The following is a 13,543-nucleotide window of genomic DNA, read 5'->3' as shown; positions in this document are numbered from 1 at the left end:
GCCGTCGTCTTCCCGCATTGCGCCTCTCCCCAAGCTCCTTAAAGCTTAGAACATAGCGTCAATCTATGTTCGCTTATTTATGCACTGGTTAGTAATTTCGTAGACGTGCTGCCAATACGCGCTTTGTCTGCAGCGACTTGCACATGACGCGTCTGCAGCGCGTAAAGATCCTGTGCGTCTTTGGCCGAAAACGCCTGCGCGATAACCTCATGATTGTCGGCAACGGTTGCTGTGACGGCTTGCAGGTTCAGCTCTGCCACCTTTTGAATGCCCTCGAACCCCTTGGTCTGGAAACCAAACGTTGCTTCCAGGACGGCTTTCTGCACGACTACCAGTTGTTCAGACACGAGACTGCTCATACGAACTCCTTAGAGATGGGGTGGCGCATGTCCGGGCGACCGACGCACGGAACCACGGAACCACGGAACCACGGAAAACGAGCCGTAGAGTCGGAATCATTGGTGCGATGAAGCAGACTTAATTCTAAGGTTACTCGCGCGGTTGGCAGTCGTTTGTCCGCTGTCGGCACCTTCCGGCGAGTACTCGAAATGCGAAATGTCTTGATCGGATTGACGTACAGGGTGTTTAAGGAAAAACCCTGGTGAGAATCGCCGACCTCTGACATCCAGGCGAAACGCTTTACCTCGGCTTGTGGAACGGCACAATTTATTTTTTGTTTGACACCAAGGCGGCGAGGGAGGAATAGTAACGACGCCAGCGCAACTTATGCCAAACGCTTGCGAAGAGATGAGGCGACCCACCATGGCGTCACGAGGATGTAATGACGTGCGTGTAGCTTCATTGAGCGCCGCGAATGGATCGGTGCAAGATTTGCATAAAAACATATTGAGAGATATCAAGCAGGATGAAGCAAGATACAAGACATGTCGGTCACCTCGAGCGTAGCGTTGAGGACAACCGCCTCAGGCGAGCTCTCGCCGCACGCCTTGACAGGACCTTCAAACAGGCTGGAGTAAGTTCGGCCCGGGCAGCGAAGTGGTTAGATGTAAGTGAGGCGGACGTGCAGTATTGGCGGCGCGGAATCACGGTCCCACCGCTGAACGTCTGTACACGACTCGCCGCCGCATTCAATCTGGACATTCACTGGCTTTGCACAGGGCAGGCACAGTTGACGTAGTTCGCTGATCCAGGAAAGAGTGCAATGGTGTGTGTTGCGTCAAAAAAATGACGACCTGCAACTCAAACTTCGAGCGATATCTGGGCTGAGGTAGCTGACCCCGGACATGTCGTTACCGCATTGTATCGGGGCGCGCTGACGCAGTTCGGTTGTGCGGATACGCTCGCCTGAAAATTAATAAGCATAACGGAATATCAAAAGTGATTATAACAGCGACTGGCACACTGAATGGCCGGCGCGCTGGCAAAGTGTCATCACACAATCGTACAAGAATATTGTTTCCTAAACCGTAACTGAAAGTGAGGGTAGAACATGGCAAAGCGCATTGCGTACGTGACCGGTGGCATGGGTGGCATTGGGACCGCTATATGTCAGCGGCTCCATAAGGATGGGCTGACGGTTGTAGCGGGATGCGGACCGAATTCGCCGCGACGGGAGCGATGGTTGGCCGAGCAGAGCGCGCTTGGCTTCTCCTTCATTGCCTCAGAGGGGAATGTTGGCGACTGGGAATCGACCCAGGGCGCCTTCGAGAAAGTAAAGAAAGAGGTCGGTGAGATCGATGTGCTGGTGAATAACGCCGGCATTACGCGGGACGGTGTGTTTCGGAAAATGTCGAGGGAAAACTGGAACGACGTCATTGATACGAACCTCACGAGTCTTTTCAACGTGACCAAGCAGGTCATCGAGGGGATGGTGAGCAGGGAGTGGGGGCGGATAATCAACATCTCATCTGTGAACGGACAGAAAGGGCAGTTCGGCCAGACCAACTACGCGACTGCCAAGGCGGGCATTCATGGCTTCACGATGTCACTTGCCCAGGAAGTTGCAACGAAGGGCATCACGGTGAATACAGTATCCCCCGGGTACATCGGAACCGATATGGTGCGCGCGGTCCGTCCTGAAGTACTGGAGGCAATCGTCCAGAGCATTCCGGTACGGCGCCTCGGAGAAGCGACAGAGATTGCTTCGATTGTCTCCTGGCTTGCCAGCGACGAATCCGGTTTCGCTACTGGCGCAGACTTCTCGCTGAACGGCGGCCTGCATATGGGTTAAGAGGCGAACGACGTCAGGCTGATTCGGCCGCGCTCGCGCTGTCGCCTTTGCGCGCCGCTTCGCGCGACCGGATGCGTTTCTTTGCACTGGCGCTGCTATGCCGGAAACGATAGCTTTCGTTGCCGGTCTCCACGATGTGGCAGTGGTGCGTCAGCCGGTCCAGCAATGCCGTGGTCATCTTCGCGTCGCCGAACACACTGGACCATTCGGCGAAGTCCAGATTTAATGCGGGGTCTATTTTTACGCAGAGTGTCTGTCCCAGAGGTCCGTGAACGCGGCAGATCCAACACCTGTCTCTCCGCATAATGATGACGTCTTTCGTGGCCGATCGCCACTACAGGAGGACGTCATGTTGGCAGCATACTTTGTTTCCCCACTGAACCGCCCCGGGAATCGTGGAGGCTGGTTGGTTTAAGTTAATACGGGTTCGGCGACAGGTGTTTCAAGTTGCCGATAAGTGTTCCTGGTAAAACGGTTTGACTTTGGCTAACCTGGCGTCTTGGTCGGTGCCGGGGTCGTGGATGAAGTGTGTCGTAGTGTTGAAGGCAGTCGAGGAGGTGACATTGCAGCAGATGTCGATCAATCACCGTCATCGGGATACGCGCACACGCGCGGCGGGCCTGTTGATGCTCGGACGTGGCCTCAAGGCGCGTGCCATTGCGGCGCAACTGGGCGTGAGTGGCCAGAGCGTCTACAACTGGTCGCACGCATGGCGCGAGCGGGGCATATGCGGCTTGATGGGTGCACATAACGGCGGCCGGCATGCGCTGCTGACTGAAGCCCAGATCGCTGTGGCCCTTGAGATCGCCCGCGCCGAAGCGCTGAGCCTTGGTGGCATTGCCCAGCGCGTCGAAGCCGCCCTCAACGAGCCGCTGCCCTGCAAGATCGAAACGCTGGGCGAAGCTCTCAAGCGCAACGGCTTTTCGTTCAAGCGCAACCGCTACGCGCTTAAAAAAAGCGCGACAAAGAAGCGTTCGCCATGAAACAGGCCACACTCGACAAACTCCAGCAGGCTGCACGCGAGGACGCCGTGCGGTTGCTGTATCTCGATGAGGCGGGCTTGCATGGATCGCCGCCGGTTCAACGTAGCTGGTCACCACGAGGCTTGCCTCACCAGGTCGAACCGAACCCTCACTGCCGCCGCAGCGTGATCGGCGCACTGGACTTCGGTGAGAACACGCTGATCCACGCCGCGCATGCCGGCACCATTAAAGCCCAGGATGTCGAGTGCTTCATCGACAGTGTGCTCGCCACCGGGAACGGTCTGCCCACGGTGATCGTGCTGGACAATGCCAGCATCCATCACGGTATCAGCGACGCGACGCGCCAACGTTGGCTGCTCGAACATAAGGTCATCCTGTTTTACCTACCTGCCTATAGCCCCGAGCTCAACATGATCGAGATCGTCTGGCGGCACCTGAAATACCGATGGCGTCGAGCCCTCACCTGGACTCGCGAAACCATCGATGCCGAACTTGCGGCACTGCTAAGCAGGTACGGCCCCGATTTTCAAATCAATTTTTCCTGAACACTTAGCAAAACGCTTTAGAAGCCGTCGAACGAAAACAGATTCGGACACGCTCAGGCAAAAGCCAATTGCAGGAAACGGCGGACCGAGTAATGCGGCCCTCGCCGCGGTTGCATACGAGCCCGGGAGGAGCAACGGTTTGGCAAATGAACGCGGTTGATGCAGGAGCGTCAAAGGACAACGACTTGGTCGAGCAACGCAAGCGGCCAGGCGTTATGGCAGATCAGTCGTGTCCATCACGACAAGCGGAGTATTTCCGGTTCTCCGAGCGATACCTGATTGGTGTCGTTTCGAGATGAGCCCGGAACAGTCTGGAGAGGTTTCCGCCGCTGCCAAGCCCGCATCTGCGGGCAATCTTGTCGGCGGGAAGGTCAGTTTCCGCCAGGAGGCGGCAACTCATATCGAGCCTCACCTTCAGCAGGTAATCAGACGGAGTCAGACCAATCTCCGACTTGAAGCGGCGCAGAAAAGTGCGTTCGCTCATGGCTGCTACTTCCGCCGCGCTACTAATGGAGATCGGGCGATCGCAGTGGGTTTCCAGCCACCGTGCCGCCGCCTGGAGCTTTTCATCCACCGGTCCTGCGTGGTCCGCGCGCTCCGTCGTAGTGAACGGTTTGGTAATGCGAGCCTCTGACCCGCCAGCGATCTGACGGACGATATCCGCACCGAGGTCGTCCTCGACAACACGAAGCGCGGACTGCAGCGCATCTGCCGGACTATCCGACGGCTCGAAACTCGGCTGGTTTCGTTGGTGATTGCCGAAGCCGGCAGAGCCCGTCCGCTCGGTGGTGATCTGCGTCAGCCCGTTTGCCTCCAGGAGCAGACGACCGGTGCCGATCGAGTAAATGTGCTCGTTGGCCTGCGAAACCTCGCGGAGCCACCTGATTAGACGAACGTCGTGTAGTTGGCTGTGCATTGCTGCGCCGCCGGCTATGAATAGTGCGTGGAGCTCGTCCGCCTCGCGGCGGGCGTTGATAGCCTCTGTGCAAACGCATAGGGCGGAAGAGCTGTCTATTTTGCCGCCATCAACCGATAGCAGACAGAGCTCGTAACGTGTTTCAACGCGTTTGGATTTTTCCGCAATGGCGTTTGCCGATTCGAACACCTCGGCGATAGAAGCCGTGTCCGACAGTTTAAAGCCATTAAACAGGGCGATGCCGATGCGTCTAACCTTGCTAATTTGTGGCAAAAAGTGCGGCAGCGGTCGCCCGATGCCTGGAAAGGGTCCTGCAAGTTGATCGGTGAACACGAGTGAACGCCTTTGTTGACATGTGGTGCCGCCCGCTCGTCTTTTGCGAAGCAACAGAACCGGTGGGCCGTGGATCGCGAATAATATCGACCTCTTTTTGTTGTTCTATACCGTGCGTCTCAGTTTAAAGGCGTTTTCCCTTACGTTCTCTTACGGCCTTCAATACCTATCTACCGGTGCCGGGAGATACCGCTAGTGCGGCCAATAATGCAGGCCCTTATAAAAAGCGACTGCAGATGCCCGGCGAGTACTGTTCAATCAGAGATTGGAAAGGCGCGTGGTGTCCATACGCTACCCCGGATACCAGGAGAAGCGAGGCGGCGGCGACGGCGGTGCCTCGCAGTTTAAGGCGTGATTTTTCTAGCAGACGCACGAACACCAGTGCGACTGCCGAGCCCAGCGCCCAGCCTGCGACGACCTCTGACACTGTGTGCGCTTCTTCAAACACGCGTGCGGCGCCAATGATGGCGCCGGCCGCGAGGCCAAGAGTTACACCGACGGAGGTAAGCCCTGCACGGCGCAGAAACAATGGGATGCACGTCGTCCATACAGCCGATGAGAGCATTGCGTGTCCGCTAACAACGCGAAAGCCGATTTCCCTGATTTCTATGCCGCACCCAGCGTACAGGATCTTCGTTGCACCTACGATCGTCGCTCCCACTGATAGAAAAATCAGCCAGTAAGCGGCGACTTGTCGGTCAGACGCCGCAATCCATATCGCGCAGCCTACTGCCAGCGGAAGTGTTAGCGCAGCATCGCCAAAGTTGCTGATTACATTCCAGATGGTGCTCATATGATGGGTCTATTCGGCTGGCAGACCGCGCCCGTACGGCTGGTCCATTTCACCGTAGGGTGCAATGGGAAATGGTTGCCCGGGAAGAGCGCTCAAAAAAATGGCCGCCCCTTACGCAGGCAGCCACCAAGGATAACATCACATGAGACCAGGGGAGTCTCGTGCAGATGATCGCAGCTCCTGCTTAACCAATTCCGTCAATGCATTGTCTGATTCGGCCGAGCGCAAAGCCGGCCGCAAGCAACAGAGTTCGTCGCTCACAATATGGAGCTATTCCGTCTACCGTCACTCGATGATGTGTTGAACGCGGCGAACGGCGTCCCGCTGCGGGCTCAATTCCCTTGTCGTACTCAGCCATTTCTGTGGTCTGCTCCGCCACCCTCGCCGCCTTCGATTTCCGCCGATCTATGATTGCGCACGGTCACCTAGTAGGCCCTCAGACCGTTTGCCTGCCGCCTCCCAGGGGCGAGCGGGCTTTTTTAGTGGGTCCGCACGGGAGGAGGATCAGCGTGGCTGGCTATGAACAGTTCTGATTTTGTATGCCTCGTAATTGCAGGGATGATGTTGGTAACATGGATTTTTCGATAGGTTCGGTCGGCATCCCTGCTGCGATGAACCGCGGTGAATGCGACGAACGTAGGACAAGATGAGCGAAATTTTTGACCTCCTGAACGAGTACCAGGTAATTGATGACAAGGACTCGCTTTACGCACGTGTGCTGAAGTCTGTCATAGTCGATCGCGAAATAAAATTGCGGCTTGAACTGGAGAAGCAGATCGAAGCGAGCACGAGAGATCGTGAATACCTCGCACGGATGCGACATTTCACGCGATACGCTCCGCTCGAACTCCTTGCCGAGATGTATGGTGCCGATGCATGAATCTTTTCGCTTACCCGGACCGATGAGTTTTCTCGCACACTCGCGGTGAACGGCGTCTCCTGGTTTTTTCCAACTGACGGGCCGAGTGCACTCGAAAGAGCGGGTGTCCTTAACCGGTTGCGCACATCCGGCAACTGCGTGGCGACGCGTTTCAATGAGTAGACAAAAAAAACCTGCCGAACAAGAGCGCGGCAGGCTAAACATCCAAGAGGTAGGTCCGCCGGGGGCGGTGTTCCTGAGAGAACCCCTCAGATCATGCGATGGACCACATCGACACGGTTTTAGTATAGGTGGGCCAGCGGACGGAATAGGTTCCGCGGCGTCAATGAACCATATGTTGGCCGGGCAGGGTGGAAACTCACTGTCATGTCAGATCGCAAGTTCCCGTAAAGACGATCTGCACTCCTACAAGTTTGATTTGAGATTGACATGTTGTACGTCTCTACGACAGAAGCGCAGAGACGACGAGAGACACGATCCCGATTGGGAGCGCCACGGCAGCGCACAACCGCATCTTTTTTAGCAACCTCGCCCTGGCGACCTCGGTTGATCCACGCGCACGCTGCGGCTGGAACTCGAGATAGAGGGAACTTCCGTCATGTCGTTTCGCAGCCCATCGCGCGGAGAGAAAGCTAAAGATCAGATAGCCAATGGCACAAGCAAAACAAAATTTGGAAAAAATCCAGAGAGTAAAGCTCATACGCCCCTGTGTTTTGTGCCGTGTTTTGGGATGCGAACGGCATTAAAGGGTATCGTGTCGGAGAGAGCAGCCGTGACGGGGCAGAGAGTGGAAAACTATGGCCGCTCCTGCTTATTTGGGTTTTGATCAGTAGATGATTCGCCGAGGAGATCGTTCATACAGACGAGATAAATTTCCACTAACGCCGGAGACCTGAAGTCCAGCCCCAGTCCGCTGAACAACATGCTAGCTTTAGTGGTTTCGTTAAACGCCGTATCGGAGATTCGTTCTACGTGTTCGGCTAGATGCCGAGCCCGAACAGCCAGTCTTCTGCGTTGCAGGAAGGCCATGTTGCAGCCGTTGACTCGCAGCCAGCTTTGCGCCGATATGGCCAGATCGTCTGCCTTGAGCCATTCACCGCTCATATGGTGCGCGGTCAATTGCGATACAACGAAATAGGTCAGCAGTTCCGTGGGCGCTAGCAGGTCGAAAGCAAGTGCTTGTTCCATGTATATCGGGCTCGTCAGTTGTGTTCCGTCGTGATGCGCAATGGGTATTGCTTTTGCCAAGGTGAGCTCGCAAAGAAATGATCACCTCTTTGGCCGACTGCGAGATCATAAATCTCATGCAAATGGTGGACGTTCCAATTCATCTGGTCTCGACAAAATGTGGTCAGAATCCGACGAGTGCAGAGTCGGTCACGGGTTTGTCCGCATCTGCATCTACAGCGCGACTTGAGACGATGGGATCGGATGGCCACTTAAGCCAAAAGGTTGACCGATTGCACCAACGTGAGAGGCGCTGCATCGGCGTTTGTTTTGATACCGTTTCGCATACTTTCTTTGGCGAGATTCGTATGCTCATTGCTGTTTCCGTTGTTTGTGCCGTGGGCATTGCGGCGCTGTTTGCCTTTGCCAGGCGAGTCGACCCCCGTACTGGTAGTCTGAGGATCAGGCGAAGCCGCTTCTGAATCGAGCGTGCCGTCGGGGCTGTTTATGGATCACCAAGCAGACCACCTCTTGGACGGACTCACGTAAAAAAAGCCTGCTCACCCTTGGGAGGCGGCAGGCTAAGGCTCAGCGGGCGCTACGGGGGTAGCCCCTGAGATGACCAGGCACGATCATAGATCGACAGGGATCGGACGCGGTGAGAGTGGCGGACGAGGCCACGTATTTGGCAGCGTGCGCCACTAAAACCCTACGGCGCCGCAATACATCGAAGAACGAAAAACGCTAAGAGCCTTATTGCCCGTTAGGCTGCAGCGTCTGCCTGACGGAAAATCGCTCGTGAACGAGCAAGGCCAAGCAACTTCTATATATCTCGGCCACCGGCTGAGACTGGTAGTTGAGATTCAGGTGATCTAAGAACGCGCGGCTCAACGCTTTGGCGTCGAGCGTTTCCTCGCTGACGCTAGCCACACAAGCCGCCAGATCTTTGGCACGGCTGGCTAGAGAGACGCGCTTCATCAAGTCAATGACGTGGCCGTTAGCATGCATCCAGAGATGCGTCGATTCGACCAGATGCTCGACCGTTAGCCACGCGCCGGTCAGATGGCGCTTAACTAGTTGCGACATCACGAGATAGGTCAGGAATTCGGCCTGCGCGCCAATGCTCGGATAGGATGACGAAGAAATCATGAAATTGACTTAGTAAGAAATACCAACCAATCATTAAACAGATCGGCATGCGTGAGGTCGACGGCAGAAACGAAGTTGCTGGGATCTTGGAGCAGTTGGCTAAAAACTACGAGGGAGTTTCGACCGACTCGCTCAAACTCTAAGGCCCGACCCGATCATAGAATGGAAGGACTGAACGGCGACGTGAGCGGCGGAAAAGACCATGCTATTGACCTAACGCGACAACAGCGAGAGTTCGGGAGTGCCTATAAATAAGTCGGAAAAAAATACGGCGGAAAATGCCCAAACATTGTCCTACCCATCGTGTTGCATCGCAGCGTACCCTGCACGGTCTGCTTAGCTTACGCTCGCCTTTGAGCGGACCACATAGCGCGGGACCATATGAACATCACTCTTTTAATTCTCTCCAAGCTTTGCTTTGCATGGGTTCTCATTTACCTTGCGTACAGCTTGCAATCGGCCTTATGGGCGGGCGCAAGGCACAGTACTGGATTTCTCAGTCTTGAGTTGCAGCCATGGCGTGCGCGCGGTAAGAGGGAGGCCGCAAGGGCAAGGTTGCTGCGGCGCATGGCACTGTTGGCGGCTGTGGCGTTGCCGGTGGGTATCGTGTCAACTCTCACGGACGTGGTTAAGTACTAGTGATTCCACTGTGTGTAACGCGACCAGTCCCGATAGTTGGCGTCTGCAATACGCAGCAGCCACATGGGCGGCGTCCAACTTAATTCTTCATCGACGGTTCTACGCCTTGTGGGCATTATCGGCTTATAAAGTTAGCGATTTCCGAAGTTATAGGCGTCGAAAGGGCGAAGAAAGGTTAGAAGCCGGACGGCTGTTTGCGCGAGTATTTTATGTGCTCTTGCTAAATTTTCTCGCATTTGTCAAGTTTTGACATTCTTGTCGCGCATTTTCGCGTAGACTCCGATCGTCAAGGTATCCCCTCCGTTCTGTAATGCGCGGCAAGGAAAGTTTGTGGACGTGTGCGCCCGAACAGACCTCGTCGCTGCCCTCAACGGTCGACCATAATCATATGCAAATCGCGATACTAGAATCCGATCTCACAGCACTCGATTGCGCACTCGAAACCTTGTCATCTGTTGGGTACGTCTGCTTTGGTGTGGTAAACGACAAATCACTACACGAATTGCTCGAGCAGGTATCCATTGACCTGGTGATACTCGATTGGGCCGCTCCGGATATCGCCCGATACGATACTCTGCGCTATCTCTCCAAGCATAGGTCCTCAATTCCAATCATTCTGTGCGTGACGCCGCTTACGCCGGAAAACGCGATCGTCTCGGGGCTGGAGAGCGGCGCAAAGATCTATCTCGAGAAGCCACTGAGCGCCGGTCAGTCCCTTGCGCATATTCATGCTTTCGAATATCGCGGCAATCCACACTCCGCATTCGCTACCTCCAGAACTATCTAGCAAGCGTCCGCGGGCAGGATGCTGGCGATCATCCCGCGTCAATGCCGTGACTTCCTGGGCATGACGTCCATTGCGGTGCCTGTCCCAGGCAGGCACGCTCAGCGCGACGCGCTTCCCATGAGCATCGCCGAATCCGTCAACATGATGGTGGATTCAGCCATTCGACATCCAGCTTGGCAATAGGCAGATAACATCTGGCGGTCGAATGCGCATCTAAGCGTCTATCAAAGCATTTATTTATCTGCTCATTGTCGAACGTTGGTTATCCGAAGAAAACCAGCGAATCAATGTCAACGGTAGCGTAGAAAATCCGGAAGCTCGAACTTGACCATGTGGCGCGATGGGCCGCCATCCATTGGGACTTGTTTCGCAACCTGCCGCAACGACGTGTCATTCCGAGTAGCCGTAGCCGGTCAATCCGCTTCTGCTACTGAGAACGTCTTGGAGGTAAGAATGGATGAATTTATTCCAACGTATTTAATCCGCGAGCAGGCGGCAGTGGGCGCGCTCGTAGCATTCGGTGTGCTGCGCATCGTCGCCGCAGCCGTAGCCTTGTCGAAGGGCTGGCGTATCGCGATTCTGGAACGATGCTTTATTGCCATGGCGGTTCTGTACTGCTTTCCTCAATTGTTCGACTTGATGACGCAATTGTATCGGGCGCGCGTCGCTGTTGCAGAGTTCGAAGGAAAGGCTGTTGGCTGTACGATTGCACTTTTCTGTGCGCCGATTCTCAGTCATCGGCTCGGTTTCGAGTAGCTGCGGGTCATTGGGTATGCCGGCGCCGTGGTCGGCAGAACGCTAAGCTGACGTCAATGATCGTCGTTTAAGCGAGCGATACTCGGTTGGACTCGTCCCAAGATATCTGCGAAAAAGTTTCGAGAGTCGTCCACCACTGCCGATGCCGCAGCGTCGCGCCACCTTGTCTACCGGAAGATCGCTTTCAGCAAGCAGGCGGCAACACATGTCCAGCCGGACGAATAAAAGATAGTCGGACGGCGTCATACCCATTTCCATCTTGAAGCGTCGGAGGAAATTGCGCGAGCTCATTGCGACCACTTTGGCCGCTTCATCGATCTTGATAGGGCGTTCGCCGTTCATCTCGAGCCACCGCGCTGAGTTCCGTATTTTTTCGCTGACACCGCCTGACGCGTTCTTGGAAACGATCGGTGTGAACCGCGTCTGCAACAGTGGCTCGATACCACTAGCGATAGTCTGCGCGAGTCTGGCGCCGAGGTCGCTTTCGACCACCGCTAGCACAGCATGGAGTGGATGGATGATGTCGGGAGACGGCCGGGTTCTTAAGCCGTCATGCAACACCTGAGCGCGTGGTACGTCGCGCCGTGGATCGTCCGCAGTGGGCTCCAAGCCGGCTGCATCGAGCAGCAGGCGTCCTTCGGCGATCGGAAAGATCACTTCCGTATAAGGGGAAATGCGTCGTAGCCAGGTCACCAGACGTCCATCGCGCAATGCGGCATTCACACCCGTGCCGCCTGCAATGAACAGTACGTGGAAGTTGTCCGCAACATGGTGCGCGTCGATCGTCTCAGTCGAGACTAAGGCGGACGATGAACTTGAAATTCTGCCGCCGGCGACCGATAACAGGCAGACATCGTATGGTACGAAGCCACTTCTGGTAGTCTCGCCCAGCGTATTTGCTGACTGGAAGATCTCCGCGACTGCGGCCACATCAGGCAACGCAAAGCCGTTAAACAGCGCAATGCCGATGCGTTTCACTGCGCCGTTATTCGGCAAGACCTGAGATTGCGCAGCATGCCGCGGCTCGCGGTCCGGAAAACCTGCCATCTGAGCGTCCCCCACAAATATAATGGCCTCCTCCGGCGTTTGAGCAGGTGCTTATTCGCGGGCAATCCTACACACGGAATTCCGGTAGCATTAGTGTGTGGCCGAATCGACTAACATGTTGGCCGGGACGGACAAATTTCTCAGGGTTGAGTTAGTCTCGTCAGCACAGAAGGTGCGGGCTGGCGGCAACTGGCAAGTGCTATCCGTCTAAATGATTCGGAAAGCGAATGGTTACTTGTGTGTGTTAAGACGGGCAGTCCGCCCTGGGGGCCCCGGTCTTCCGACTACCGTCAGTAGACTTCGGCCGAGCTAAAACTCACGCTATTCGCACTCCCCGTGGCGGGAACCGGGGGGCGGTCGAGGTTCCATGCAATGTTGACGTCAGGGTCGTCCCACCGTAACGTGCGCTCTTTATCGGGAATGCGGCGCTCGGTGGCCTTGCACAACACCTCCGCGACTTCTGACAACACCAGAAAGCCATGCGCAAAGCCGGGCGGTATCCACAACTGATGACAATTGACCGCCGATAGTCGCGCACTGACCCATCGGCCAAAGGTGGTCGACCAACGCCGCAGGTCAACCGCCACGTCGAGCACCTCGCCGGATACGACCCGGACCAGTTTGCCCTGCGGACTCTGGATCTGGTAGTGCAGGCCGCAAAGTACGTTGTGGGCCGAAACGGTGTGGTATTCCTGAGAGAAGGCGTAACCGCGCGCTACCTTTTCGTCGAACTCGCTTTGGTCGAAGCTCTCGAAGAACGCGCCTCGCGCGTCGCTGGAGATGTATGGCTCGATCAGCTTGACGTCGCGAATCGGTGTGTGCTGAACCTTAATGGTCATGGACGGCGATCGGGCTGGAAACGGGGAGAGTGCGCTGCATATGGCCTTTGATCATACAAGGGCGGCCTTTGCCGTTTCCGCCAAATCTGTGGAGTAGAACGCCATCTACCCTTTATGCCAGTGAATCAGTCTGGCTTGACAACGTCGCCAAGAACCGGCTTGCATAGTAGAGCCAGGAAGCTTCGCACAGGTGGCACGAGAGAATTTGATCACGGCAGGTGCGAACGGGAGATGGCGGCGGGCGCGACATGCTTATTGCGGTGCAGCATTTTTGCCAGACTCGTGACGACGTTGGCGGACTAGCGCTAGCAGTTTTCTTCCCATCCGGCGCGTGCTACGTGTGCTTACAGTACCAATTAGCGGCGTCGGAAAAATTACCTGCACGCTGCCTAAGCGTGTCTTCGGACGAGTGCTCACGTAACGCTGCGCAATCAATATCCATCGCGATCTCTACTTCGTATCTATTTCAATTTTTTTCCAAAACTTCAAATACGCATTGGGAATGGGAAATCGTTTTG

13 protein-coding genes and 1 pseudogene are annotated in these 13,543 nt (G+C 55.7%); 6 read left to right on the top strand and 8 right to left on the bottom strand.

All coding sequences use genetic code 11. The features are described 5' to 3' along the window. Positions 1–77 precede the first annotated feature (77 nt). Positions 78–359 (bottom strand): TIGR01841 family phasin, encoded by a 282-nt coding sequence (gene phaP, locus P3T40_RS34125; RefSeq protein WP_429272119.1) that lies wholly within the window; start codon positions 357–359, stop codon positions 78–80. Positions 360–1,450: 1,091 nt separating this feature from the next. On the opposite strand from phaP, the gene P3T40_RS34120 reads away from it, so the two are divergent. Then, positions 1,451–2,191, top strand: a complete 741-nt coding sequence (locus tag P3T40_RS34120; protein ID WP_429272118.1) for a 3-ketoacyl-ACP reductase — start codon at positions 1,451–1,453, stop codon at positions 2,189–2,191. Positions 2,192–2,204: 13 nt separating this feature from the next. On the opposite strand, the pseudogene P3T40_RS34115 reads toward P3T40_RS34120, so the two are convergent. Then, a pseudogene (locus P3T40_RS34115) lies at positions 2,205–2,414 on the bottom strand (ATP-binding protein); the annotation flags it as partial. Positions 2,415–2,712: 298 nt separating this feature from the next. On the opposite strand from P3T40_RS34115, the gene P3T40_RS34110 reads away from it, so the two are divergent. Beyond that, positions 2,713–3,174, top strand: coding sequence for a helix-turn-helix domain-containing protein (locus P3T40_RS34110; RefSeq protein WP_429272117.1), 462 nt, complete (start codon positions 2,713–2,715; stop codon positions 3,172–3,174). After that, positions 3,171–3,719, top strand: coding sequence for an IS630 family transposase (locus P3T40_RS34105; RefSeq protein ID WP_429272116.1), 549 nt, complete (start codon positions 3,171–3,173; stop codon positions 3,717–3,719). Before P3T40_RS34110 ends, P3T40_RS34105 begins: the two co-directional genes overlap by 4 nt. A 223-nt stretch (positions 3,720–3,942) precedes the next feature. On the opposite strand, the gene P3T40_RS34100 is transcribed toward P3T40_RS34105, so the two are convergent. Together P3T40_RS34100 and P3T40_RS34095 are read right to left on the bottom strand one after the other, a co-directional pair. Continuing rightward, positions 3,943–4,968 carry a GlxA family transcriptional regulator gene (locus P3T40_RS34100; RefSeq protein WP_429272115.1) on the bottom strand — a complete coding sequence of 342 codons (1,026 nt, stop codon included), beginning with the start codon at positions 4,966–4,968 and terminating at the stop codon, positions 3,943–3,945. A 217-nt stretch (positions 4,969–5,185) separates the two neighbouring features. Further along, a complete protein-coding gene (locus P3T40_RS34095; RefSeq protein WP_429272122.1) occupies positions 5,186–5,752 on the bottom strand; it encodes a phosphatase PAP2 family protein in 567 nt (188 codons plus the stop codon). A 655-nt stretch (positions 5,753–6,407) separates the two neighbouring features. Between P3T40_RS34095 and P3T40_RS34090 the strand changes: the two genes are divergently transcribed. Continuing rightward, positions 6,408–6,641: a hypothetical protein gene (locus P3T40_RS34090; protein ID WP_429272114.1), complete on the top strand. Its 234-nt coding sequence runs from the start codon at positions 6,408–6,410 to the stop codon at positions 6,639–6,641. Positions 6,642–7,436: 795 nt separating this feature from the next. On the opposite strand, the gene P3T40_RS34085 is transcribed toward P3T40_RS34090, so the two are convergent. Both P3T40_RS34085 and P3T40_RS34080 read right to left on the bottom strand, forming a co-directional pair. Then, complete coding sequence (locus P3T40_RS34085; protein ID WP_429272113.1) at positions 7,437–7,829, bottom strand: hypothetical protein; 393 nt, start codon at positions 7,827–7,829, stop codon at positions 7,437–7,439. A 732-nt stretch (positions 7,830–8,561) separates the two neighbouring features. After that, the gene (locus P3T40_RS34080; protein WP_429272112.1) at positions 8,562–8,957 is read right to left on the bottom strand and encodes a hypothetical protein; all 396 of its coding nucleotides are present in this window, start codon (positions 8,955–8,957) and stop codon (positions 8,562–8,564) included. Positions 8,958–9,984: 1,027 nt separating this feature from the next. Between P3T40_RS34080 and P3T40_RS34075 the strand changes: the two genes are divergently transcribed. Then, positions 9,985–10,383 (top strand): response regulator transcription factor, encoded by a 399-nt coding sequence (locus P3T40_RS34075; protein ID WP_429272111.1) that lies wholly within the window; start codon positions 9,985–9,987, stop codon positions 10,381–10,383. Positions 10,384–10,836: 453 nt separating this feature from the next. Continuing rightward, on the top strand, positions 10,837–11,139 hold the full coding sequence (locus tag P3T40_RS34070; RefSeq protein ID WP_429272110.1) for a hypothetical protein: 303 nt from the start codon (positions 10,837–10,839) through the stop codon (positions 11,137–11,139). 42 nt (positions 11,140–11,181) lie between these two features. Here the strand turns inward: P3T40_RS34070 and P3T40_RS34065 are convergent, their stop codons facing one another. Beyond that, positions 11,182–12,117: a GlxA family transcriptional regulator gene (locus P3T40_RS34065; RefSeq protein WP_429272109.1), complete on the bottom strand. Its 936-nt coding sequence runs from the start codon at positions 12,115–12,117 to the stop codon at positions 11,182–11,184. A 359-nt stretch (positions 12,118–12,476) separates the two neighbouring features. Beyond that, on the bottom strand, positions 12,477–13,025 hold the full coding sequence (gene rfbC, locus P3T40_RS34060) for a dTDP-4-dehydrorhamnose 3,5-epimerase (RefSeq protein ID WP_429272108.1): 549 nt from the start codon (positions 13,023–13,025) through the stop codon (positions 12,477–12,479). Positions 13,026–13,543: the final 518 nt, after the last annotated feature.

Source organism: Paraburkholderia sp. EB58, assembly GCF_050436665.1.
In the GTDB taxonomy this organism is placed as follows: Bacteria; Pseudomonadota; Gammaproteobacteria; order Burkholderiales; family Burkholderiaceae; genus Paraburkholderia.
Note: the sequence above shows the minus strand (reverse complement) of the source record. Positions and strands in the feature narration are given on the sequence as shown.

Bases quoted from the DNA above. Each gene is read 5' to 3' on its own strand.
- phaP (WP_429272119.1), bottom strand. From the start codon at position 359: ATGAGCAGTCTCGTGTCTGAACAACTGGTAGTCGTGCAGAAAGCCGTC.
- P3T40_RS34120 (WP_429272118.1), top strand. From the start codon at position 1,451: ATGGCAAAGCGCATTGCGTACGTGACCGGTGGCATGGGTGGCATTGGG.
- P3T40_RS34110 (WP_429272117.1), top strand. From the start codon at position 2,713: ATGAAGTGTGTCGTAGTGTTGAAGGCAGTCGAGGAGGTGACATTGCAG.
- P3T40_RS34105 (WP_429272116.1), top strand. From the start codon at position 3,171: ATGAAACAGGCCACACTCGACAAACTCCAGCAGGCTGCACGCGAGGAC.
- P3T40_RS34090 (WP_429272114.1), top strand. From the start codon at position 6,408: ATGAGCGAAATTTTTGACCTCCTGAACGAGTACCAGGTAATTGATGAC.
- P3T40_RS34085 (WP_429272113.1), bottom strand. From the start codon at position 7,829: ATGGAACAAGCACTTGCTTTCGACCTGCTAGCGCCCACGGAACTGCTG.
- P3T40_RS34080 (WP_429272112.1), bottom strand. From the start codon at position 8,957: ATGATTTCTTCGTCATCCTATCCGAGCATTGGCGCGCAGGCCGAATTC.
- P3T40_RS34075 (WP_429272111.1), top strand. From the start codon at position 9,985: ATGCAAATCGCGATACTAGAATCCGATCTCACAGCACTCGATTGCGCA.
- P3T40_RS34070 (WP_429272110.1), top strand. From the start codon at position 10,837: ATGGATGAATTTATTCCAACGTATTTAATCCGCGAGCAGGCGGCAGTG.
- rfbC (WP_429272108.1), bottom strand. From the start codon at position 13,025: ATGACCATTAAGGTTCAGCACACACCGATTCGCGACGTCAAGCTGATC.